Here is a 23,655-nt window from a genome sequence, read left to right on the forward strand (position 1 = left end):
GGGATGCATTCCCACGCAGAGCGTGGGAACGATCATTCAAACCACCGCCGCGCGCCGCTGAACGAACCGATCCACATACTCATCCGCCGGCGAATGCAGGATCTCCCGAGGGGTGCCGACCTGGATCAGCTTGCCGTCCTTGAGAATCGCAATGCGGTTGCCAATGCGCACGGCCTCGTCGAGGTCGTGAGTGATGAACACGATGGTTTTGTGCAGGGTCTTTTGCAGCTCCAGCAACTGGTCCTGCATCTCGGCGCGGATCAGCGGGTCGAGGGCGCTGAACGCTTCATCCATCAGGATGATGTCGGTGTCGGCCGCCAGGGCGCGGGCCAGGCCGACGCGCTGGCGCATGCCACCGGAGAGCTGGTGCGGGTACTTGTTTTCGTAGCCTTTGAGGCCCACGGTTTCGATCCAGTGCAGCGCGCGCTCGGCGCAGACCTGCTTGGTTTCGCCGCGCACTTTGAGGCCGTAGGCAACGTTGTCGAGCACGCTCTTGTGGGGCAACAGGCCGAAGCTCTGGAACACCATGCTGATCTTGTGCCGACGGAATTGGCGCAGGGCGTCCATGTCCAGTTGCAGGATGTCTTCGCCGTCCACCAGGATCGCGCCACTGGTAGGATCGATCAGGCGGTTGAAGTGGCGCACCAGCGTGGATTTGCCGGAGCCCGACAAGCCCATGATCACGAAGATCTCGCCGGTAGCGATGCTCAGGGACAGGTCGTTGACGCCGACCACGCAACCGGTTTCGGCCAGCACCTGGTCCTTGGTCTTGCCTTGCCCGACCATGGCCAGCGCTTCCCTGGAGCGGTTGCCGAAGATCTTGAATACGTTTTTGACTTCGATTTTGCTGACGGTAGTCATTTGCTCGCCTCATGCCGTGGACGACCATAGGCCTGGGTAATGCGGTCGATGACCACTGCGAGAATCACAATCGCCAGCCCGGCTTCGAGGCCACGGCCAACGTTGAGGGTCTGGATGCCGACGAGTACGTCTTCACCCAAGCCACGGGCGCCGATCATCGAGGCGATCACCACCATCGACAGCGCCATCATGGTGGTCTGGTTGATACCGGCCATGATGCTGGGCAGCGCCAGCGGCAGTTGCACGCCGAACAGTTGCTGCCAACGGTTGGCACCAAAGGCATTGATGGCTTCCATGACTTCGCCGTCGACCTGGCGAATCCCTAAGTCGGTGAGGCGAATCAAAGGGGGGGCGGCGTAGATCACCGTGGCGAAAATCGCCGGGACCTTGCCCAGGCCGAACAGCATCAGCACCGGGATCAGGTACACGAAGCTCGGCATGGTTTGCATGATGTCGAGCAGCGGCATCAGCACCGAGCGCAGACGATTGCTGCGCGCCGACAGAATGCCCAAGGGGATGCCGATCAGCACCGAGATCACCGTGGCGACCATCATTAGCGCGAGGGTCTGCATCAGCTTGTCCCACAGGCCAACAGCACCTACCAGGAACAACAGGCCGACGATCACCGCCGTGGTCACCAGCTTGCGGGTGGCGTGCCAGGCAACGCCGCCGACGATGGCCAGCATCAGCCACCAGGGCGCCGCGCGCAGCATGCCTTCCAGGTTGACGATGGCCCATAGCAGGGTGTCGGAGATGTGCCGGAACACATCGCCGTAGTTGGTGACCAGCGAATCCACCCAACCGTTGACCCAGTCGGCAATGGAAAACGTAAAACTCTCAGGAAACATAGCGTGCTCTCGATCCAGTGGGTTGTGGCCGGGCGCCCGGTTGCCTGTGGGGGCAACCGGGAACGCTCAACCTACAAGGCCGCGTCGATTTTCTTGGCTGCGTCTGCGCTCACCCATGCGTGCCAGACTTCAGGATGTTCCTTGAGGAAAATTTTCGCCAGTTTTGGCGATTCAATCCGCTCTTTGGCCATGCGACCGAGGTTCTGGTTCAGCAGGTCGATCGGCAGGTTGACCTTTTCCAGCATCGCCACCAGTTCAGGGGCTTGATCGTGGAAGGTCTTGGACAGGCCGACCTTGATGCTCACGCTTTTATCCACACCGGGTTTTTCTTCCAGCTTGACCAGGTCAACCTGGCCCATCAGCGGGGTGGGCGACCAGTAATAGAACAGGATCGGCTCGCCACGCTTGTAGCTCGACAACACCGCCGCATCCAGTGCCGGGCCGGTGCCTGGACGGAAGTTGGTGTAGGTGCTTTCCAGGCCGTAGCTTTTCAGCATTTCGCTGTTGTCCAGCTCACAGGTCCAACCGGCCGGGCAGTTGTAGAAACGGCCCTTGGAGGGCTCTTCCTGGTCCCTGAACACCGAGGCGTACTTGGCCAGGTCGGCGATGGTTTTCAGGTCCGGTGCCTTGGCTTCCAGCTTGCGCTTGGCGTCGCCCTCAATCACGTAACGCGGCACGTACCAGCCTTCGATAGCACCCACCACTGGGGCACCGACGCCGACGACTTTGCCGGCCTTCTCGGCCTTGTTCCAGACTTCGCTGCGGCCGACCCATTCTTCGGCAAACACCTGGATGTCGTTGCTGCCCAGGGCGTTTTCCATGGTGATGGAGTTACCCGGCAAGCTGTCGGTTTTGCAGTCGTAGCCTTTTTCGAGGACGGTTTGCAGGATGTCGGTGAGCAACATGCCGCTTTCCCAGTTCAAACCGGCGAATTTCACCGGTTTACCGGACTCGCACCAGCCTGCCGCCTGGGCGCCGGCACTGGCCAGCAAGCCCATGGAAAGCACTGTGGTCAGCAGGGTCTTGTTCGATTTCATTGTGTGACGCTCCTAATCATGAATGGGCTTACGGCAGTCAAGAGGCATCCTGCCCTGTCCACGTCCAATCAGGCCTGCGCCGCAGCGCGACTGGCACCGCTCGTTTCAGGTTGTACCGCGCTGTCCTGCTCGACCGGCAGAATCAGTTGATCGGGCACGCTGCCGTGCCATTTTTTCGCACACACGTAATACAGGGCTGCGGGAAGTACCAGACCGATGATCCAGGAAATATCCACTTCACCCAGGGCGGCCACCAGCGGGCCGGTGTAGAACTTGGTGGAGATGAACGGCAATTGCACCAGCACACCGAAGACGTAGACGCTGATACCGAGCGGGTTCCAACGGCCATAGCGGCCCTTCGGATCGGCCAGCGCCGGCACGTCATAGCGCTCGCGGGTAATGCAGTAGTAGTCCACCAGGTTGATCGCACTCCATGGCGTAAAAAACGCCAGCAGGAACAGGATGAAAGACTTGAACGCACCGAGGAACGAGTGCTGGCCGAGCAACGCGATCAGGGTCGCCGTACCGACGATGACCAGCACGAACACCAGACGCTGTAAGCGTGTGACCTCCAGGCGACCACGAAAGCCGCTGATGATGGTCGCGATGCACATGAAGCTGCCGTAGGAGTTCAGCGTGGAGATGGTGACCTTGCCAAACGCGATGCTGAAGTACAGCAGCGCAGCGGTGGCTCCCGTACCCCCCAACCCCACGATGTAGGCTACTTCGTGCCCGGCGAATTGCCCGTTGGACATGGCGGCGGCAAACACGCCGAGGATCATCGCCACCTGTGCGCCAATGACCGACCCCGCACCCGCGGCCAGGAAAGTTTTCACCGAGGACGTCTTGCTCGGCAGGTAGCGTGAATAGTCAGCCACGTAAGGGCCGAAGGCGATTTGCCAGGATGCCGCGAGCGACACCGCGAGCAAAAAGCTGCTCCAACTGAAGTGGCGGATTTGCAGGAGTGCGCCAACGTCGGTCTGGCTCATCAGACGACTGAACAGGTAGACAAAGGCAATCACGCCAATGACGCTGGCGACTCGGCCGATGAAATGGATCACCCGGTAACCGAGCACCGTGACCAGCACGATGACACTGGCAAACACAAGGATGCCGAAGCTGTCGCTGACACCCAACAACTGGCCCAACGCCTGGCCGGAAAGCACGGTGCCCGTTGCGGTAAAACCGAGGTACATCAAGCAGACCAGCACGATCGGGATGGCCGCGCCATAAACCCCGAACTGTACGCGGCTGGAGATCATCTGCGGCAGGCCCAGCTTGGGCCCTTGCGCCGCATGCAACGCCATGACGCCGCCGCCGAGCAGTTGGCCGATCAACAGACCGATCAACGACCAGAACACGTCACCGCCCAACACCACGGCCAGGGCCCCGGTGACAATCGCGGTGATTTGCAGGTTGGCACCCATCCACAGGGTGAACTGGCTCAATAGACGACCGTGTCTTTCCGCTTCCGGGATGTAGTCGATCGAACGTTTCTCGATCAACGGGGTGGTGCTTGCACGTGCGTCAGCCATTTACTTTCAACCTCTGATGGATTGTTCGTACACAAACCTTTTAGGAGCCAGCTTGCTGTGGCGAGGGCGCTTGCTCCCGCTCGAGTGCGCAGCAGCCGCTGGCTTTTTTGGGGGCGCTTCGCACCCCAGCGCAAGCAAGCTTGCTCGCCACAACAAGCCGGCGCCTACAGGTGTCAGCCGTTGATCATCGGGAGATTGAGACCCTGCTCCTTGGCGCAATCGATCGCGATCTGGTAACCGGCGTCGGCGTGACGCATCACCCCGGTAGCCGGGTCGTTGTGCAGCACGCGGGCAATCCGCTCGGCCGCTTCGTCGGTACCGTCGCAGACGATGACCATGCCGGAGTGCTGGGAGAAGCCCATGCCCACGCCGCCGCCGTGGTGCAGCGAGACCCAGGTCGCGCCGCTCGCGGTGTTGAGCAAGGCGTTCAGCAGCGGCCAGTCGGACACAGCGTCGGAGCCGTCCTGCATGGACTCGGTTTCGCGGTTCGGGCTGGCGACCGAGCCGGAGTCGAGGTGGTCACGGCCGATTACCACCGGTGCCGACAACTCGCCGCTGCGCACCATTTCGTTGAACGCCAGGCCCAGCTTGGCGCGCTGGCCCAGGCCTACCCAGCAGATACGCGCCGGCAAGCCCTGGAAGCTGATGCGTTCGCGCGCCATGTCCAGCCAGTTGTGCAGGTGGGCGTCGTCGGGGATCAACTCTTTGACTTTGGCGTCGGTCTTGTAGATGTCTTGCGGGTCGCCCGACAGCGCAGCCCAACGGAACGGGCCGATGCCACGGCAGAAGAGCGGGCGGATGTACGCCGGTACGAAGCCCGGGAAGTCGAATGCGTTTTCCACGCCTTCTTCCTGCGCCATTTGGCGGATGTTGTTGCCATAGTCGAAGGTTGGAACGCCCATTTTCTGGAAGTCCAGCATCGCCTGCACGTGCACGGCCATCGACTGCTTGGCGGCCTTGATCACCGCCGCCGGTTCGGTCTTGGCGCGGGCGCGGTATTCGTCCCAGGTCCAGCCGGCCGGCAGGTAGCCATTGAGCGGGTCGTGGGCGCTGGTCTGGTCGGTGACCATGTCTGGGCGCACGCCGCGCTTAACCAGTTCCGGGAGGATTTCGGCGGCGTTACCCAGCAGGGCAATGGAGATCGCCTTGCCTTCCTGGGTGTATTTGGCGATGCGGGCCAGAGCGTCGTCGAGGTCAGTGGCTTGCTCGTCGACGTAGCGGCTGCTCAGGCGGAAATCGATGCTGACCTGCTGGCATTCGATGTTCAGCGAGCATGCACCGGCGAGGGTTGCGGCCAGCGGCTGGGCACCGCCCATGCCGCCGAGGCCGGCGGTGAGGACCCAACGGCCCTTGAGGTTTGAATCGTAGTGCTGGCGACCGGCTTCAACGAAGGTTTCGTAAGTGCCCTGGACGATGCCCTGGCTGCCGATGTAGATCCAGCTGCCGGCGGTCATCTGGCCGTACATGGCCAGGCCCTTGGCATCCAGTTCGTTGAAGTGTTCCCAACTGGCCCAATGCGGCACCAGGTTGGAGTTGGCGATCAGTACACGCGGGGCGTTGCTGTGGGTCTTGAACACGCCAACCGGTTTGCCGGATTGCACCAGCAGGGTTTCGTCGTCGTTCAGGTTGGTGAGGCTCTCGACGATCTGGTCGTAGCACTCCCAGTTACGCGCCGCACGGCCGATACCGCCGTACACCACCAATTCTTTCGGGTTCTCGGCCACTTGCGGGTCGAGATTGTTCATCAACATGCGCAGCGGCGCTTCAGTCAGCCAGCTTTTGGCGGTGAGCGTGTTACCACGGGCGGCACGGATTTCGACGTCACGGTATTTTGTAGGCTTAGCTTTCGAAAAATCGGTCACTGCGGGACTCCTCGGCACGATGCGCGAACATTGATGGTGCGAAGGCGACTCTTACGCACACATCTTTACTTGTACATACAAGCATATGCAATCAAGCGGCCAACTTTCTGGACGAGGTGTTTTGATTTTTTTGAAAGCGCGTACGAGCCTTGAAAACTAAGGCTTCGCGGCTTGATGAATTTTCTTACGAGGGAGTTTTGATGCGGGGAGGCTTGTCACCAACGCGTGGTTTTGCGCCACGCTGGGGCATTCGGTAACAATTTGGTGCGGGGTTGGAAACAGATCTTGTGAACCCACATTTTTTAATCGCGTGCGGTCAGTTCGATAATGCAGCTGCGGCCAGTGACGGTGATATCCAGCAAGCCAGTGTTACCGCCCACTTGCAGGCAGTCATGATGGCCGAGCTTCTCGCCCAGCACCTTCACTTCATCCGCCACGCTGAACACCAGCACGGTCTGCGCCGAACTGAAAAGGCGCTGCACACCGTCTACCCACTGCAAGCGCGCGTGGTAACGCTGGGGGGAATAGATCAGGTTGAAATCACGGATCGGCCCGGTGATCAAACGGCACGCCACCTGGCTGTCGCCCTTGAAGGCGAACGGCTGCAGCGGTAACAGGCCGCGCTGCTCTTCGCCGTCCACGGTCAACACCATGCCCGCGCCTTTGATCACGGTGATCACGCGCTGGTAGCCGGCGAAGGTGGAAAACCCGCCCGACTCACCGATATCGGCAATCGACAGGCGCCAGCCAAAACCATCCAGGCCATCGCCGGCATCCCGGCTGATTTCTTCAGTGCTGCCGCCGCCGTTTTTCCATGGCATGCGCACGTAATCGGCGGCGCGCCAGACTTTCACTTCACTCATTTACTGAAACGTCCTTCCAGGCTATGTCGGGAACCGGGGTGGATCAAACGCGCGGCGGTCACCGGCTGGCGGCCGGACCAGGTGCGTCGGCGAATCAACAGGCACGGCTCGCTCGGCTCGATCTGCAACAGCTTGCACTCGGCGGCGTCGGCGAGGATCGCTTCAACCACATGCTCGCCCTCGGTAAGCGGCGCGACCTGGTTGAGATAGGCATAGGGGGTTTGCTGGGTAAAATCCTGCTGCAGGTATTCCGGCGCGACCAGGGCGTTGACGAAACGGTCTTCGATTTGCACAGGAATATCGTTTTCGAAGTGCACGATCAGCGAGTGGAACACACGCCCGCCTTCGCGCATTTCCAGGGCGACGGCGCGCTCGGAACCCGCGGCCTCTTCGCCCAGGGTGATGACCTGGCACGTATGACGATGACCGCGGGAGGCGATCTCATCGGCAATATTGTGCACTTCAAACAGCGCCGACTGGCTCTTGGGCTCGGCGACGAACGTGCCGACGCCTTGCATACGCACCAGCAAACCTTCGGCGGTGAGCTCGCGCAGGGCGCGGTTGATGGTCATGCGGCTAAAACCCAGCTGGCTGACCAGCTCGCTCTCCGACGGCACGCGGTAATGGGGCGGCCAGTTGCCGCTGAGGATCTGCTGGCTGATCATCTGTTTGACGCGGGCGTACAAGGGCGCCGGACTTTCGTCCATGTGGGCAGCCAGTGAAGACTTGGCGGGCGGAGTCGGCACAGGGAATCCTTGCAGGGGGGAAAGATGCATAGATTGCCGGAGTTTACCGAGCAGGCAAACGTCTGTATATGTATATACAAATAAACACACGACCGGGGTGCCTTGATCATGTCCGCTTTCTTTGCCGAACGCGCGCTGCTGCCTAATGGATGGGCCAACGATGTACGTCTTGAAGTCAGCGCCGATGGCGCGCTGACCCACGTAGAGGCCAATGCCAGTGCAGACGGCGCCGAACGGCTGAGAGGCCCGGTGCTGGCGGGCATGCCGAACCTGCATTCCCACGCATTCCAGCGCGCCATGGCAGGCCTGGCCGAAGTGGCCGGCAACCCGAATGACAGCTTCTGGACGTGGCGCGACCTGATGTACCGCATGGTCGGCAAGATCAACCCGGACCAACTGCAGGTCATCGCGCGCCAGCTGTATATCGAGATGCTCAAGGCCGGCTACACCTCGGTCGCCGAATTTCATTACGTGCACCACGATGTCAGCGGCCAGCCGTATGCCGACCGCGCGGAGCTGTCGCGCCAGATCAGCCAGGCTGCCGTCAGCAGCGGGATAGGCCTGACGTTGGTGCCGGTGCTTTACACCCACTCAGGGTTTGGCGGCCAGGCACCCAATGAAGGACAGCGACGGTTTATCAACAGCACTGAAAACTATCTGGACCTGCAGGCGCGCTTGCAGCCGATCCTCGCGGCGCAGCCGGCCCAGCAGTTGGGCCTGTGCTTCCACTCCCTGCGCGCCGTTACGCCACAACAAATCAATGAAGTGCTGGCTGCCAGCGACAAGACGTGCCCGGTGCATATCCACATCGCCGAGCAGCAGAAAGAAGTCGACGACTGTCTGGCCTGGAGCGGCAAGCGCCCGCTGCAATGGCTGTATGACAACGTAGCAGTGGATGAACGCTGGTGCCTGGTGCATGCCACTCATGCCGATGCAGACGAAGTCACGCGCATGGCCAAGAGCCGGGCGATTGCCGGGTTGTGCCTGACCACGGAGGCCAACCTTGGCGACGGAGTTTTCCCGGCGGTGGAATTCCTCGCCCAGGGTGGGCGCATGGGCATCGGTTCCGACAGCCATGTGTCGCTGAGCGTGGTGGAAGAATTGCGCTGGCTGGAATACGGCCAGCGATTGCGCGATCAGCGGCGTAATCGCTTGTATCGCAGTGACCAGCCGATGGTCGGCCGCACGCTGTTCGATGCTGCGCTGGACGGTGGTGCCCAGGCGCTGGGGCAGCCGATTGGTCGATTGGAAGTAGGCAAGCGTGCCGATTGGCTGGTGCTGGACGGCAACGATCCCTACCTGGCGACGGCCACCGAGGACGGAATTCTCAATCGCTGGTTGTTTGCCGGTGGTGATCGGCAGGTACGCGACGTGCTGGTCAACGGGAAGTGGGTGGTGCGGGACGGGCATCATGCCGGCGAAGAAGAAAGCTGCCGGGCGTTCACCCAAGTTTTGAAGGATTTACTCGGTTAAAACCGTGGGAGGGGGCTTGCTCCCGATGGTGGTGGATCAGTCGATACATTAATGACTGAAATACCGCTATCGGGAGCAAGTCGAATCGTCGCACCGCCCCTCCCACATTCAGCGTGGGAATGCAGCCGGGCACGCTCCGCGCCCCACTACTGAGAGGTTTTTGCCATCTGTTTGTCCGACGTACGCCAGATCAAACGCGTGGTGTCATACCCCTGCTGCCGCGCCCTGCTCAGCAGGTCTTCGCGGGTGTCGGCGCTGACCGTCGGCGTGCGTGACAAAATCCACATATAGCGTCGGCTCGGGCTGCCCACGAGTGCTGTCTTGTAGTCATCGCTGACGTACAACACCCAGTAATCGCCCTTGGCGACGCCCGGCAACAGTGCGGTAAACCAGTTATTGAATTCAACCCAGAGCTTGTCGGTCTTGCCCGGCACTTGCGGCGTAGCCGTGCCCTTGGCTTCCTGCCACTTCCAGTCCGGCGTCAGGCAGCGGTTGAACACCGACATATCGCCATCGGACAGCAAAGTGTAGCGGGCTTCGGACTGTGCGCAGTTGCGCTGGAAGTACATCGGCAATCGGGCCAACTCATACCAGGTGCCCTGGTAACGCTTGAGGTTGACGCTGCCAACGGTCTTGGGTTGCAGATCATCGCCAGAATGGCTGGCGCAGCCCGCCAAAAACAGGCTGGCGCAAAGGAACAAAACAAAACGCATCATTCTTCTTCTCCCGCAGGCTCGCGCCCCGGTTTACTTCAGGCCTTGCCCGGAAAACATCAGAACTTTGTCACCGGCATATTGAACGCTGATAAAGCTGTTTTTATCGCCCCAGGTGCAGCTGGACATGCCCAGCGCGCCGGAACAATCGGTCGGCTTACCCAACAGCGACTCCACCTCAACCTTGGCCATGCCAGCCGACAACTTCGCGTAGTTTTCTTGGGTGACCTTGCTGCAAGCGGCCAGCAGCACGCAAAAAGCCAGCAAAGCGAGACGGCGTAACGACATGGAAAAACTCCTGGAGGGACGAAGCAGCTAGGGTATCTGCCAGAAGCTTAGAAGGGAAAAGAGGTGTCTGGTTCCCGACGAACGAAAACAAAAAAAGCCCCGAAAACGCTGAAACGTTTCGGGGCTTTTTCAGTTACCGCGATGCCTGTGACAAGCGAGCTTATTGTGGCGAGGGAGCTTGCTCCCGTAGGGCCGCGAAGCGGCCCCAAAGATGGGACCGCTACGCAGTCCGACGGGACGGTGCGGCGGTCCAACAAGCTCCCTCGCCACAGGTTATTTTTCGCTCTTTCTACTGCTTAACTGAACAGCATCAGGGCAAGCCCGCTCACCACAAGGAGTATCCGCAAGTCATTACTTCTTGTGATAGCCCGTCACACGCTCAACCTCTTCCTTGGAGCCCAGGAACACCGCAACACGCTGGTGCAGGCCTTCCGGCTGGATGTCGAGGATGCGCTGGTGGCCGTCGGTGGACACACCGCCCGCCTGTTCAACCAGGAACGACATCGGGTTGGCTTCGTACATCAGGCGCAGCTTGCCAGGCTTGGACGGCTCACGGGCGTCGCGCGGGTACATGAACAAGCCACCACGGGTCAGGATGCGGTGTACGTCGGCTACCATCGCAGCGACCCAACGCATGTTGAAGTTCTTCTTCAACGGGCCTTCTTCGCCAGCCATCAACTCGCCCACATAGCGGGTGACCGGTTCTTCCCAGTGACGCTGGTTAGACATGTTGATCGCAAATTCCTGGGTGGAAACCGGAATCGTGATGTCTTCGTGGGTCAGCACGAAGCTGCCCATTTCGCGGTCCAGGGTAAAGCCTTTGACGCCATCGCCCAGGGTCAGCACCAGCATGGTCTGCGGGCCGTAGATCGCGTAACCGGCTGCGACCTGCTCGGTGCCTGGCTGCAGGAAGGCCTTTTCGTTCAAGGCTTCGTTCTGGCTCAGGTATTCGTTCGGGCAACGCAGTACCGAGAAGATGGTGCCGACCGGTGCGTTGATGTCGATGTTGGACGAACCGTCCAATGGGTCGAACACCAGCAGGTAGGCGCCTTTCGGGTACTTGCCCGGGATCTGGTAGGCATTGTCCATTTCTTCGGACGCCATGCCGGCCAGGTGGCCGCCCCACTCGTTGGCTTCGAGCAGGATCTCGTTGGAGATCACGTCGAGCTTCTTCTGCACTTCGCCTTGGACGTTTTCAGTGCCCATGCTGCCCAGGACACCACCCAGTGCGCCTTTGGACACGGCGTGGCTGATTTCCTTGCAAGCACGCGCCACCACTTCGATAAGGAAGCGCAGATCAGCAGGCGTGTTGTTGCTGCGGGTCTGCTCGATCAAATAGCGACTCAGGGTAACGCGGGACATGGAAGGCTCCGATGAATGGGGGGGGGCTAAAAACCCGCGCAGTTTAACGCGAGTCGGGGCGTATTTCCTCCTATCAGAGGATATAAACCCAATAGAGTTCATGGACTTTATTTAACGTGCCACCGGCGGCTTGCGCAGCAAACTGTAGGCCATGGCCCCCAGGGCCGCCACACCAAGCAGTAACACCGCCCATAGCCCGAATTTTTTCCAGTTCGACCCGGTATCAACAGCAGCTGTGACCGCAGGCGACGTGACCGCCACTTCCCCCGCTACCCTGGCCAGCCCTAACGTGTTGAGACGCTCGGCGCTGTAGTCAGGAATCAGGGTCGACAGCGGCAGGTTCGCCGCCTTGGCCGACGCATTGCCCAGCGCCAGGGTAAATGGCGGTTCGCCTCGCGCCAGGAACACTAACTGCGTGGCGCGCACGGCAAAACGCAGGGCCGGCGCTTCAACACCCAGGCCACCGCCGCGCTCATCGACCTGCAACTTGAGCTCGGTAACCACCTGGCCCGGCAACTGCACTTCATCCTGCACCACGTCCTGGCCGTTCTGGCTCAGGCGATACAGCAAGGCATTACTCAACGGCTGCCAGGCTTGATTGCTCTCGCGCCGCCCCGACAAGGTCACGGGCGCCAGCGTGTTGGGCTGCTTCAGTTCGACGCGCAAACGTTCGACGCTCAATCCCGTCGGCAACTGCCAACTGTATTCGCCGGCCTTGAGCCGCGTGCCCGTCAACGGTTGTGACCACACCAGCGGCGTCGACAGGCTGCTGGTGGCGCTCATCAACTTGGCGGAAGTCAGCACCGGCGCCGCCTGCCCCTGCCACACCAAGCGCAGGTAGCGCGCCGATTGCCCCGGCAGGCCGACGTCATGTTGCTCGACCCGCTGATCGGCAAACGACAAACGCGCCACTTGCCCGTCGCCCCAGGATTCCCAGTGCTGCAAGTCGTCGCTGGCTTCAATGCTGAAACGCTGGAAGCCATCTTGTTCGCGGCTCCAGTCGAGGCTCAGTTGCTGCAACGGCGCCTTGATCGCGCTGGCATCCAGCACCCAGCCGCGCAGCACCTGCTTGCCGGCCTGGGAGGCAGCGGCCGGGCGGACTTCCAGCAGCGTGCCTTCCGCCGTGGCCTTCAGCACCACGCCGGGCACCGTTTCGCGAGTGTCCGCGGCGTACAGCGGGAACCACTTCACGTCGACCACGTTGCGGCTTTCGGTGCGTTGCGATGACTGGCGCGACAACGCGTAGGCCTGAGGTTCGCCGGCGGCGTTGAATACCCGCACATCACTGAGGTCGGCCTGGCGCGCGCTGAGTTGCACCGCCAACGGTAACTCCAGGCGATACCACGGGCCGTTGCCGCTGACGCTCAGCGGTACTTGGGTGGTGAAGTCGGCCGGCGCTTCCTGCGCCCACACAAACAACGTCGTACACAGGCCGACGACAGCCACGCTCAACTTACCGATCAAGAGGATGCTCCTTCAGTTTCCAACACAGGTTCAGCACGCTTGGGCGGCAGCGGTGCGAAGTAACCCACCACCAGCAACAGCCCGCCTACACCGATAAACGAGACGATCCGCGCCAGGCCGCCACGGTTACTCAGTTCGACAAAGAACAGCTTGGCCACCACCACGGCAATCAGCGCCGCACCGATCAGCCACACCTCGCGACGATGACGCAGGTGCCCGCCGATCATCAGGCCGAGGGCGATCAGGGTCCAGACGATGGACAGACCGGCCTGCACCAGCATCGATTCCAGCAACGCGTCCAGCTGGAACGGCACGCCACCCCAATGGTGAGCCGTGCGCATCACCAGCGCGGTAAAGAAGGCAAACAGCGAGACACCCGCCACACCCTGGGCGATCAGCTCAACACGCGGCCCACGCTGCGGCGCCACGCTGCTCGACCACAAATACACCCCAAGCAGTGCAAACAGCAGCCCCAGGTCCAGCGGGTTGAGCAGCGGCACATACGGCAGCGGGTTGGCCGTACCGTCGCTGAAGATATTGGCCAGCCAAAACCAGCCGAGCATCAGCACCGCCAGTGGCAGCGCCGCCAACACGCGGTATTCACGCAGATACGCCGACACCGGCCATGGCCAACTGCGTGGCGCAGCGGCCAGCACGAGGTACAGACTCGGCAGAATCGCCCAACCCAGCCAGCGCCAGGCGTTGTACTCGCTCGACAGCAACAACAGGCCGTAACGCAACTCCAGCGCCAGCACGCCGATCAGCATCCAGCAACCGAGCACATGGGCAACGGTCAGCGCCTTGGCCGGAACCACCGCCGCCAAACGCCGCAGCGCGATGAAGTGCACGACAAACACGGCCAACCATGCCAGCCAGCCGAACTGCGCCGCCGGGTGGTAATAGTCATGGGCCGACACCAGCAACACGACGCCCGCCGCCGGCATCAGCACGGTGCAGAGCATGCCCAGCGACGCCCAGCGCAGGCGTACCACGAGCAATGCCCAGATCGCCACGCTCAGCGCCGCGATGCCGAGCAGGAACGTTCCCTGCAATGCCTGCGGGATAAACCGCAGCACTTCGCCGATCAACGCCAACGCCCACCAGGCCGCGCCCCACACCAGCAGCAGGTCGGACAGGCGTTGCAGTTTGAGCACGGCAAACAGCGGCGCATGAGGCTCGCGCTGCAAACGCCAGGCGCCGACCAGGGCGGCCAGGCCCAGCACCATCGGCGTCCAGAAACCGCTATGGCCCAGCGGGCGCAAACCTTCACCGGTCAACGGCCCGAGCAGTTCCGGCACCGCCACCAGGAACGAGGCGCCGCCAAGCACTTGCAGCAGCAGACCAAACACAAAACTGACGCGCTGTTGCAGGTACAGGCTCAGCCAGATGATCAACACACCGCTGGCCGCCCACACGCCGCTGGCGCTCTCCCATGGCAACACAAACAGCACCGCCAGGTTGATCAACGCCAGGCCGGCGAGCAGCACCACCGACAACCCGCGTAGTAGCCGCACATCGCTGCGCACCATGTCGTCGCGTGCCGCCAGCAGCATGCCGCCGATCAACGCCAGGCCGATCAGCGAAGCGCTAAGCAAACCGCTCCAACCGGCGCTGAACACCGCCGCGCCGTCACCGCCTTGCAGGCGCAGCAAGAACAACGCGCCGCCCAGCAGCTGCACCGCAAACGCGGTGAACAGGAAGGTACGCGAGCCGATGCGCAGGCCGATGAAGAGGGTCACCAGCCCGGCGATTGCCCAACTGATGGCGGTGCCTTGGGTCAGCAACAGCAACGGCGCAAGCAAGTACAGAAAGGTCAGGCCGAGACTCGCCAATAGCGGCAGGCCTTTGCGCTCCCAGTCGGCCGCCTGCTCCGTCGACGCCTTGCGCAACTGATCGAAGCTGAACAGCAACGCCGCGCCCAGCAGCAGCGCGCCCAATGGCGCACCGTCGAGCAAGGTGAGTTCGCCGACGCGCAGTTCACTGAGGAATGCCAGCGCCGAGCCCAACTGCAACAACAGGCCAAACACCCGCGCCAACGGCCGCTGCTGGAGCAAGCCCAGCCAAAAGATCCCGGCGCCCTCCACCGCCCACGCAGCTGCGGTCCAGCGCGCGTCGAGGCCGAGGGGAATCGCCAGGCTGGCGAAGATCACGCCCAAGGCCAGGCAGGTTTCCGCCAGCAGCAAGGCCCGCCCGCCACTCAGCAGGCGCGCCAGACCCATGTAGATAATGCCCAGCCCCAGCGCACTGAACGCAGCGGCAAATTCCAGGTGCTGGACCAAGGCGAACTGCAAGCCAAAGCCCACCAGCGGCGGGCCAAACAGCATGCTGCCGTCGACATAGTCACCCTTGGCCGCCGACCAGCGCAGCAGCGCGCCCCGGCTGTCGTCTTCGGGCGCGTCGTTCATTTCCAGCAACTTGCGCCGGGCGAACAACAGCCCGATGGCCAGGTACATCAGGAAAAACAGAATCAGGAATGGCTCGGTACTCCACAGCAGTTCCGGGGTGTACGAGCGCATGCCCCAGGCAAAGCCGATGCCGAAGGTGCCGACAAAGCCGATCAGGTTGAGCAAGCGCCAGGCCTTGAACCAGGCGATGGCAAGGATGCCCGCATTGAGCAGGGCGAAATAACTAAACAGCGCCACAGGGTTGCCGGCGCCGGTTGACGTGAGGATTGGCGCGGCAAAACCGCCGAGGGCGGCGGCGCAGGCCAACCCGAGGGCATCCTGGGTGATCGCAAGGATCGCCGAAAACACCGTGACCGCCACCAGCAGGCCCAACGCCGCGCCAGGGTCGATCAACGGGTGCAGGCGCATCGCGGCGAACACCGTCAGGTACAGTACCGCGATCCCGGTGCCTTGCAGCATCAAACCGTAATTGCTGTTGCGCAAGCGTAACCACCAGCCCAGGCCCAGCAGGCCGACGGCGGCAGCGGCCACGCCGGCGTAACGCAGTTCGATCGGCACTACCATGCCTTCGGTGGCGTAGCGCAGCAGGAACGCCAGGCCGAGAAACAACAGCACAACGCCAACGCGCAGCACAGTGTTGCCGCCGAACAGCCAATTGCGCGCGCCGCTGATGGCGCGCTCGATCAGGTTGGGGCCACGGGGGGCAACAGGTTCAGCCGGGCGGGGTTTATCGGCAGGCTTCCAGACATCTTCAGGCAGCGGCTGGCTCAGCTCGGCAACCCTGGCGACGGGCGCCAATTCGGCAGGCAGTTCCCAAACAAGTTCGGGCGCCTTGGCGACAGGTGTCGGCTCAGGGATGGACGGTTCGACTGTGACACTGGCCGTCGGCGTAGGGGGCACTTCCAATTGCCGCAGGCGCTCGCCCAGCGCGATCAGCGCCTTCTGCGTGGTCTCCAACTGACGGCTTTGTTCATCCGCACGTGAAGCCAGCATCGACAGACGGATCGCCTGGCCAATGCCCAACCCCAGCAGCGCACCGATGCCCGCATCACTGAACGACTCATCGAGCGCCCAGCCGAGCACCAGCCCAATCAGCATGAAAATCCATTGCATGGTCGATATCCCTAAGCAAACCGGCGCCTAGTATATCTACGCAGACCCAATGTGGGAGGGGGCTTGCTCCCGATAGCGGTGTGCCAGTCGACATATCTGCAAACTGACACTCCGCTATCGGGAGCAAGCCCCCTCACATTTTGGTACTGCGCTGGTTAGTCGAGCGCTTTCCAGATCTCCGTCGCGTATTCCCGGATGGTCCGGTCCGAGGAGAACCAGCCCATACGCGCCGTATTGAGCACCGCCGAACGCCACCACGCCTTCGAGTCGTGCCAATGCGCCTCGACCCTGGCCTGGGCGTCCCAGTAGGAATCGAAGTCGGCACACACCAGGAAGCGGTCGTAGTCGATCAGCCCGTCGATCAACCCCACATAGCGGCCCGGATCATCCGGCGAGAACACCCCGCCACGGATCGCTTGCAGTACATCGCTCAAACGATGGGACGCGGCGATTTCCGGCCCCGCATGGAACTCGCCGGCGTGCTTGCGGGCTTCCACTTGCTGGGCGCTGAGGCCGAAGATAAACATGTGATCAGCGCCGACAAGCTCGTGCATCTCCACATTGGCGCCGTCCATGGTGCCGATGGTCAGCGCGCCGTTGAGGCCGAACTTCATGTTACTGGTGCCCGATGCTTCGAAGCCGGCGGTGGAAATCTGCTCCGACAAATCCGCCGCCGGAATGATGCTTTCCGCCAGGCTGACGTTGTAGTTGGGCAGAAACACCACCTTGAGCAAACCGCGCACGGTCGGGTCGTTGTTCACGGTGCGGGCGATGTCGTTGGTCAACTTGATGATCAACTTGGCCTGGTGATAGCTGGCCGCCGCCTTGCCCGAGAAGATTTTCACGCGCGGCACCCAGTCGGTGCCCGGCTCGGCACGGATCGCCTGGTACAGCGCGACGGTGTGCAGCAGGTTCAGCAACTGGCGTTTGTATTCGTGGATGCGCTTGACCTGCACGTCGAACATCGCCGCCGGGTTGACCGAAATGCCCAGGCGCTCGTGGATGATCTCCGCGAGTGCGCGCTTGCTGTGCAGGCGTTGATCAGCGAAGGCTTTGCGGAAGGCTTGCTTCTCGGCGAAGGTTTCCAGCTCCGTCAGGCGGGTTTCCATGTTGTCGAGAATGTCCGGGCCCAACGCGTCCACCAACATATCGGTGAGCTTGGGGTTGGCCTGGAACAGCCAGCGACGGAAGGTGATGCCGTTGGTTTTGTTGTTGATGCGCTCCGGGTAGAGCTTGTGCATTTCGGAGAACACTGTGCTGCGCATCAGCTGGGTGTGCAGGCCGGACACGCCGTTGACACTATGGGAGCCGAGGAACGCCAGGTTGCCCATGCGCACGCGGCGGCCGTTGTCTTCTTCGATCAGCGACACGGCGCGCAGCACGTCGAAGTCGTGGATGCCCTTGGCCCGCAGCGAATCGATGTGCTGGGCGTTGATCAGGTAGATGATCTGCATGTGCCGGGGCAGCATGCGTTCCATCAGGCCGACCGGCCAGGTTTCCAGGGCTTCGGGCAAGAGGGTGTGGTTGGTGTACGACAGGGTCTCGACGGTGACGTCCCACGCCGCTTCCCAGGGAATGTCGTGCAGGTCGACCAACTGACGCATCAACTCGGCCACCGCGATGGACGGGTGGGTGTCGTTGAGCTGGATCGCAGCGTGTTCGCCCAGGCTCAGTACCGAGCCGTGCATGTTCTTGTGGCGGCGCAGCAAATCCTGCAACGACGCGGAGACGAAGAAATACTCCTGGCGCAGGCGCAATTCCTGCCCCGCTTCGGTGCTGTCGGCCGGGTAAAGCACGCGGGAGATGCTCTCGGCGCGGGCCACTTCGGCGACAGCGCCCAAGTGGTCACCGGCGTTGAAGCGCTCCAGGTGCAGGTCTTCCACCGCCCGTGCACGCCACAGGCGCAGGGTGTTGACGCTGGCACCGCGCCAGCCGACTACCGGGGTGTCGTAGGCCACCGCACGCACGGTTTCATTGGGCGTCCACACCTGAATCAGCTTGCCGGCAGCATCGGGCAGGGTTTCGACGCTGCCGCCAAAACCGATCGGGTAAATCACTTCGGCCCGCTCGAACTCCCACGGGTTGCCGAAATCCAGCCAGCGTTCGGTCTGTTCCTGCTGCCAACCATCGACAATCGCCTGGCGGAACAGGCCGTGCTCATAACGGATGCCATAACCGTGGCCGGCAATGCCAAGGGTCGACATGCTTTCCATAAAACACGCGGCCAGACGGCCCAGGCCACCGTTGCCGAGGGCCGCATCGGGCTCCAGCAGGCGGATGCGTTCAAGGTCGACGCCCAGTTCGGACAGTGCTTCGCGAGCGATCTCGAGCACGCCGAGGTTGCTCAGGCTGTCATAGAGCAAGCGGCCGATAAGAAATTCGAGGGACAGGTAGTAAACCCGCTTCTGGCCTTTGCGGTAGATACGCCGTGTATGGTCCATCCAGTGGTCGACCATCTGGTCGCGCGCGGCCAGGGCAATGGCTTCGAACCAGTCATGGTCGAAGGCGTGGTCGGGGTCTTTACCCACCGCATAAGTGAGTTTGGTCAAGACAGCATCGCGAAACGCGGCTACCTCTGCTTCTCGTGCAAGCGGTTCCTGAGACATCGGTGCGACCTCGGGCGAGATTGAAGGAGTTGCTAGAGCCTAGTCGGTCTGACAGACCGTGGGCGCTCTGGTTCGGCAGTTTTTTAACTCATTCACGTTTGCGGGAAATTGATGCAGGGGCCGTGCCCGTTCACCCCGTGCAGAACCCTTTGAGCTGAAACCTGCAAAATATTGTTCAAAAAACCACCAATCCCGGTATGATCGCGCGCCCGGATACCGCCCCACCTTGGAACCCTGATGAAGCCTCAACTGATCGCCGCCGCGGAACTCGACCGTCTCGAGACTTGGCAGAAATATTTCGCCCACATGTGCGGTGGCTGCGTGTCCAGCTGTTGCACACTGCCGGTCGAGGTGAAGATCAAGGACCTGATCCGCATTGGCATCGTTGATGAGTTCGAGCGCGGCGACCCGCCGAAGAACATTGCCAAGCGTTTGCAGAAGGAAGGCATCGTCGAGCGCTTCAACTCAAAATCCGAGATTTTTACCCTGCAGCGCATGAGCAACAACGACTGCCTGTACCTGGATCGTAAGACGCGCTTCTGCACTATTTATGACAAGCGCCCGGATACCTGCCGCAACCACCCGAAAATCGGACCGCGGCCGGGGTATTGCGCGTATAAGCCGAAGGAAGTGGTGCGCGAGACCAAGTTCAAGACCCTCGATAAGTTCTGACCCGCCCTTGATCGTTCCCACGCTCCGCGTGGGAATGCAGCCCTGGACGCTCCGCGTCCGCCCTTGAAAGCCCGACGCAGAGCGTCCCAAGAGGCATTCCCACGCAAAGCGTGGGAACGATCAACACAAAACCTGCAGGCATAAAAAAACGCCCCCGACCGTAAGGCCGGGGGCGTTTTTTTTGCCAGCTAACTAAACGACTTAGTTACCGGATTTCTTCGCAGCGCGGGTACGCTCGCTTTCGCCCAGGATCTTCTTACGAAGACGGATGGACTTAGGAGTGACTTCGCACAATTCGTCTTCTTGAACGAATTCCAGAGCCTGCTCCAGGGTGAAGCGGATAGGCGGAACCAGAGCGATGGTTTCGTCTTTACCCGAAGCACGCATGTTGTCGAGCTTCTTGCCTTTGGTTGGGTTAACGCCCAGGTCGTTGTCGCGGCTGTTGATGCCGACGATTTGACCTTCGTACACGTCTTCACCGTGACCCAGGAACAGCTTGCCGCGAGCTTGCAGGGTTTCCAGCGAGTAAGTCAGAGCCTTACCGGTAGCAACCGAAACCAGCACGCCGTTCTGACGGCCGGACATGTCGCCGGACTTCATTACGTCGTAACGGTCGAAGATCGAGGTCAGGATGCCTGCACCGGAGGTCAGGGTCAGGAACTCGTTACGGAAACCGATCAAGCCACGTGCCGGGATGTTGTACTCAAGGCGCACACGGCCCTTGCCATCCGGAACCATGTTGGTCAGGTCGCCTTTACGGATACCGATCTGTTCCATGATCGCGCCCTGGGATTCTTCCGGCAGGTCGATGGTCACGTTTTCGTACGGTTCGTGCTTAACGCCGTCAACCATGCGGATGATCACTTCCGGACGACCAACACCCATTTCGAAGCCTTCGCGACGCATGGTTTCGATCAGTACCGAGAGGTGCAGCTCACCACGGCCGGAGACTTTGAACTTGTCAGCGGTGTCGCCTTCTTCAACGCGCAGGGCAACGTTGTAGAGCAGTTCTTTGTCCAGACGCTCTTTGATGTTCCGGCTGGTCACGAACTTGCCTTCTTTACCGCAGAAAGGCGAGTCGTTTACCTGGAAGGTCATCGAAACGGTTGGTTCGTCAACGGTCAGCGGCTTCATCGCTTCGACGTTCAGTGGGTCGCACAGAGTGTCGGAGATGAACAGCTGGTCGAAGCCGCTGACGCAGACGATGTCGCCGGCAGAAGCTTCTTCAACGTCGATACGGTGCAGACCGTGGTGACCCATCAACTTCAGGATACGACCGGTACGCTTCTTGCCGTCGGCGCCGATAGCAACAACCGGGGTGTTTGGCTTGACGCGACCACGAGCGATACGGCCAACGCCGATAACACCCAGGAAGCTGTTGTAGTCCAGTGCGGAGATTTGCATCTGGAACGGACCATCACGGTCAACAGCCGGCGCCGGTACGTTGTCGACAATCGACTGGTACAGCGGGGTCATGTCTTCAGCCATGTCGGTATGTTCCAGACCGGCAATACCGTTCAGGGCCGAGGCGTAGACGACTTTGAAGTCCAGCTGTTCTTCGGTAGCGCCCAGGTTGTCGAACAGGTCGAAAATCTGGTCCAGAACCCAGTCCGGACGTGCGCCCGGACGGTCAACCTTGTTGATTACCACGATTGGACGCAGGCCGGCTTCGAAAGCCTTCTTGGTCACGAAACGGGTTTGCGGCATAGGGCCGTCTTGGGCATCAACCAGCAGCAGAACGGAGTCAACCATCGACATTACGCGTTCTACTTCGCCGCCGAAGTCGGCGTGGCCCGGGGTGTCCACGATGTTGATGTGGTAGCCGTTCCAGTTGATAGCGGTGTTTTTAGCCAGGATGGTAATACCGCGCTCTTTTTCCTGGTCGTTGGAGTCCATCACGCGCTCGTCGTTGAGCTCGTTGCGCTCCAGGGTGCCGGATTGACGCAAGAGTTTGTCTACCAGGGTGGTTTTACCATGGTCAACGTGAGCAATGATGGCGATGTTACGTAGATTTTCGATCACTTGTGTATCTCGATCAGAGGATTCGGTGTGCTGACAGGTCGTGGCAGCGATTAACAGTAGAGTCAGGCCTTGCCGTTACAGCTTGACGGCAGAGTCGGGGGGCCGGTGACGCAGGCCACAGGCAAACAGCCCCGGGCTCTTAGCTCGGTCGATAAACGCGCACATTGGCATGCCCCTCACTGAGCAAATGGTGGGCATGCAGGCGACTCATCACGCCTTTGTCGCAATACAGCAGGTACTGACGGCTGTCATCCAGTTCCTTGAAACGCGCGTTCAATGCATAGAACGGCAGCGCTTGTACGTCGATGCCAGCAATTTCCAGCGGCTCATCTTCAGCGGCATCCGGGTGACGGATGTCGACAATGATCTGGCCCGCCAGGGCTTCGCTGACCTCTTCGATCTGTACATCCTGGCCCAATTCGTCGATCACGCGATCGATTGGCACCATTTTGGCGTTCGCAAGCGCTCGCTCGAGAATCGCCATGTCAAACTGTTGTTCTTCATACTCCACGCGGTTGCGCTTGGCGTGGGTCTTGGGGTTCACCGAGATGACCCCGCAGTACTCAGGCATATGCTTGGCAAAGTCGGCAGTGCCGATTTCTTCTGCCAGGTCGATGATGTCCTGTTTGTGGCTGGCGATCAGCGGGCGCAACACCAGCTTTTCGGTTACGCAGTCGATCAGCGACAGGTTCGGCAGCGTCTGGCTGGAAACCTGGGAGATCGCTTCACCGGTCACCAGCGCGTCGATCTGCAATTGATCGGCAATTCGGGACGCAGCGCGCAACATCATACGCTTCAATACTACGCCCATATGACTGTTATCGACTTTACCGAGAATTTCGCCCAGCACTTCCTCGAACGGCACGCTCACAAACAGCACACGTTGGGAGCTGCCGTACTTCTTCCAGATAAAGTGCGCGACTTCCATCACGCCCAATTCATGTGCACGCCCGCCCAGGTTAAAGAAGCAGAAGTGGCTCATCAGGCCGCGGCGCATGATCTGGTAGGCCGCCACTGTGGAATCGAAACCGCCGGACATCAGTACCAGGGTCTGTTCCAGGGCGCCCAGCGGGTAGCCGCCGATGCTGTCGTGCTGGCCGTGGATCACAAACAACCGTTGGTCGCGAATTTCCATGCGCACTTCAATTTGCGGCGCTTTCAGGGAAATTCCGGCGGCGCCGCACTCGCGACGCAGCTTGCTGCCGACGTATTTCTCGACGTCCATGGAGCTGAACGGGTGCTTGCCGCCACGCTTGCAACGCACCGAAAAAATCTTCCCCTCAAGCTCACCGCCGAAGTGCAGTTTGCACTTTTCGGTGATGTCGTCGAAGTCGCCCAACGGGTACTCGTCCACCTGCAGGAAATGCGCGATGCCCGGCATGCAGCTCAGGCGCTCGGTCATGTCCTTCAAGGCTTTGGCGTCGGTGACACGGGTTTCCAGCTCGAGATTGTCCCACACGCCATTCACCACCACAGCCGGGTCCAGATCGCGGAGCACGGCACGGATGTTCTTGGCCAATTGACGGATGAAACGCATCCGTACCGGTCGGCTCTTGATGATGATCTCGGGGAAGACTTTAACGATTAATTTCATGGAAACAGCGCGCGCAGGGCCTGCCGAAAAAGGGGGGCGCGGATTATAGCGGAAATCGCTCAAGGTTTAACCAGTTAATATGCATCACACCTTTGGCGCACCAAAACAGGTCACTTTCATGAATTGGCGCTACATTGCAGTGCGTAATTTATTCCGTTTCGGCTGATTGCACTGTTATAGGGGCCATTTTG

At 60.9% G+C, this 23,655-nt stretch carries 17 protein-coding genes; 2 read left to right on the forward strand and 15 right to left on the reverse strand.

The window, feature by feature from the left end; all coding sequences use genetic code 11:
- Positions 1–36 precede the first annotated feature (36 nt).
- From ACR52_RS09430 to hutC, 7 genes are all read right to left on the reverse strand, one after another.
- Entirely contained in the window at positions 37–861 is an 825-nt protein-coding gene (locus tag ACR52_RS09430; protein WP_048723447.1) for a quaternary amine ABC transporter ATP-binding protein, read from the reverse strand.
- Positions 858–1,709 (reverse strand): ABC transporter permease, encoded by an 852-nt coding sequence (locus ACR52_RS09435; RefSeq protein ID WP_048723328.1) that lies wholly within the window; start codon positions 1,707–1,709, stop codon positions 858–860. Before ACR52_RS09435 ends, ACR52_RS09430 begins: the two co-directional genes overlap by 4 nt.
- A gap of 71 nt (positions 1,710–1,780) precedes the next feature.
- A complete protein-coding gene (locus tag ACR52_RS09440; protein WP_048723331.1) occupies positions 1,781–2,746 on the reverse strand; it encodes an ABC transporter substrate-binding protein in 966 nt (321 codons plus the stop codon).
- Positions 2,747–2,814: 68 nt separating this feature from the next.
- Entirely contained in the window at positions 2,815–4,281 is a 1,467-nt protein-coding gene (locus ACR52_RS09445) for a purine-cytosine permease family protein (RefSeq protein ID WP_048723333.1), read from the reverse strand.
- Positions 4,282–4,454: 173 nt separating this feature from the next.
- Positions 4,455–6,143, reverse strand: a complete 1,689-nt coding sequence (hutU, locus tag ACR52_RS09450) for a urocanate hydratase (RefSeq protein ID WP_048723334.1) — start codon at positions 6,141–6,143, stop codon at positions 4,455–4,457.
- A gap of 302 nt (positions 6,144–6,445) precedes the next feature.
- Positions 6,446–7,006, reverse strand: coding sequence for a HutD/Ves family protein (locus tag ACR52_RS09455; RefSeq protein ID WP_048723336.1), 561 nt, complete (start codon positions 7,004–7,006; stop codon positions 6,446–6,448).
- Complete coding sequence (hutC, locus tag ACR52_RS09460; protein ID WP_236692126.1) at positions 7,003–7,713, reverse strand: histidine utilization repressor; 711 nt, start codon at positions 7,711–7,713, stop codon at positions 7,003–7,005. Before hutC ends, ACR52_RS09455 begins: the two co-directional genes overlap by 4 nt.
- Before the next feature lie 147 nt (positions 7,714–7,860).
- On the opposite strand from hutC, the gene ACR52_RS09465 reads away from it, so the two are divergent.
- The gene (locus ACR52_RS09465) at positions 7,861–9,225 is read left to right on the forward strand and encodes a formimidoylglutamate deiminase (protein ID WP_048723340.1); all 1,365 of its coding nucleotides are present in this window, start codon (positions 7,861–7,863) and stop codon (positions 9,223–9,225) included.
- Positions 9,226–9,371: 146 nt separating this feature from the next.
- Here the strand turns inward: ACR52_RS09465 and ACR52_RS09470 are convergent, their stop codons facing one another.
- The 6 genes from ACR52_RS09470 to ACR52_RS09495 form a co-directional block, all read right to left on the reverse strand.
- Positions 9,372–9,941, reverse strand: coding sequence for a lipocalin family protein (locus ACR52_RS09470; RefSeq protein WP_048723342.1), 570 nt, complete (start codon positions 9,939–9,941; stop codon positions 9,372–9,374).
- Positions 9,942–9,971: 30 nt separating this feature from the next.
- Positions 9,972–10,226, reverse strand: a complete 255-nt coding sequence (locus ACR52_RS09475) for a lipoprotein (protein WP_048723344.1) — start codon at positions 10,224–10,226, stop codon at positions 9,972–9,974.
- Positions 10,227–10,577: 351 nt separating this feature from the next.
- A complete protein-coding gene (locus ACR52_RS09480) occupies positions 10,578–11,588 on the reverse strand; it encodes a class 1 fructose-bisphosphatase (RefSeq protein ID WP_048723345.1) in 1,011 nt (336 codons plus the stop codon).
- Positions 11,589–11,699: 111 nt separating this feature from the next.
- Positions 11,700–13,049 carry a DUF3999 domain-containing protein gene (locus tag ACR52_RS09485; RefSeq protein WP_048723449.1) on the reverse strand — a complete coding sequence of 450 codons (1,350 nt, stop codon included), beginning with the start codon at positions 13,047–13,049 and terminating at the stop codon, positions 11,700–11,702.
- Positions 13,049–16,570, reverse strand: a complete 3,522-nt coding sequence (locus ACR52_RS09490) for a DUF2339 domain-containing protein (protein ID WP_048723348.1) — start codon at positions 16,568–16,570, stop codon at positions 13,049–13,051. The genes ACR52_RS09485 and ACR52_RS09490 overlap by 1 nt, the downstream gene beginning before the upstream one ends.
- A 155-nt stretch (positions 16,571–16,725) precedes the next feature.
- A complete protein-coding gene (locus ACR52_RS09495) occupies positions 16,726–19,176 on the reverse strand; it encodes a glycogen/starch/alpha-glucan phosphorylase (RefSeq protein WP_048723349.1) in 2,451 nt (816 codons plus the stop codon).
- Positions 19,177–19,413: 237 nt separating this feature from the next.
- Between ACR52_RS09495 and ACR52_RS09500 the strand changes: the two genes are divergently transcribed.
- Positions 19,414–19,848: a YkgJ family cysteine cluster protein gene (locus tag ACR52_RS09500; RefSeq protein WP_048723351.1), complete on the forward strand. Its 435-nt coding sequence runs from the start codon at positions 19,414–19,416 to the stop codon at positions 19,846–19,848.
- Between the two features lie 201 nt (positions 19,849–20,049).
- On the opposite strand, the gene typA is transcribed toward ACR52_RS09500, so the two are convergent.
- Entirely contained in the window at positions 20,050–21,870 is a 1,821-nt protein-coding gene (typA, locus tag ACR52_RS09505; protein WP_048723353.1) for a translational GTPase TypA, read from the reverse strand.
- A gap of 139 nt (positions 21,871–22,009) precedes the next feature.
- Positions 22,010–23,464: a tRNA uracil 4-sulfurtransferase ThiI gene (gene thiI / locus ACR52_RS09510; RefSeq protein WP_048723356.1), complete on the reverse strand. Its 1,455-nt coding sequence runs from the start codon at positions 23,462–23,464 to the stop codon at positions 22,010–22,012.
- Positions 23,465–23,655: the final 191 nt, after the last annotated feature.

The organism is Pseudomonas fildesensis (genome assembly GCF_001050345.1).
GTDB lineage: Bacteria > Pseudomonadota > Gammaproteobacteria > Pseudomonadales > Pseudomonadaceae > Aquipseudomonas > Aquipseudomonas fildesensis.

Bases quoted from the DNA above. Each gene is read 5' to 3' on its own strand.
- ACR52_RS09430 (WP_048723447.1), bottom strand. From the start codon at position 861: ATGACTACCGTCAGCAAAATCGAAGTCAAAAACGTATTCAAGATCTTC.
- ACR52_RS09435 (WP_048723328.1), bottom strand. From the start codon at position 1,709: ATGTTTCCTGAGAGTTTTACGTTTTCCATTGCCGACTGGGTCAACGGT.
- ACR52_RS09440 (WP_048723331.1), bottom strand. From the start codon at position 2,746: ATGAAATCGAACAAGACCCTGCTGACCACAGTGCTTTCCATGGGCTTG.
- ACR52_RS09445 (WP_048723333.1), bottom strand. From the start codon at position 4,281: ATGGCTGACGCACGTGCAAGCACCACCCCGTTGATCGAGAAACGTTCG.
- ACR52_RS09455 (WP_048723336.1), bottom strand. From the start codon at position 7,006: ATGAGTGAAGTGAAAGTCTGGCGCGCCGCCGATTACGTGCGCATGCCA.
- hutC (WP_236692126.1), bottom strand. From the start codon at position 7,713: ATGGACGAAAGTCCGGCGCCCTTGTACGCCCGCGTCAAACAGATGATC.
- ACR52_RS09465 (WP_048723340.1), top strand. From the start codon at position 7,861: ATGTCCGCTTTCTTTGCCGAACGCGCGCTGCTGCCTAATGGATGGGCC.
- ACR52_RS09470 (WP_048723342.1), bottom strand. From the start codon at position 9,941: ATGATGCGTTTTGTTTTGTTCCTTTGCGCCAGCCTGTTTTTGGCGGGC.
- ACR52_RS09475 (WP_048723344.1), bottom strand. From the start codon at position 10,226: ATGTCGTTACGCCGTCTCGCTTTGCTGGCTTTTTGCGTGCTGCTGGCC.
- ACR52_RS09480 (WP_048723345.1), bottom strand. From the start codon at position 11,588: ATGTCCCGCGTTACCCTGAGTCGCTATTTGATCGAGCAGACCCGCAGC.
- ACR52_RS09490 (WP_048723348.1), bottom strand. From the start codon at position 16,570: ATGCAATGGATTTTCATGCTGATTGGGCTGGTGCTCGGCTGGGCGCTC.
- ACR52_RS09495 (WP_048723349.1), bottom strand. From the start codon at position 19,176: ATGTCTCAGGAACCGCTTGCACGAGAAGCAGAGGTAGCCGCGTTTCGC.
- ACR52_RS09500 (WP_048723351.1), top strand. From the start codon at position 19,414: ATGAAGCCTCAACTGATCGCCGCCGCGGAACTCGACCGTCTCGAGACT.
- thiI (WP_048723356.1), bottom strand. From the start codon at position 23,464: ATGAAATTAATCGTTAAAGTCTTCCCCGAGATCATCATCAAGAGCCGA.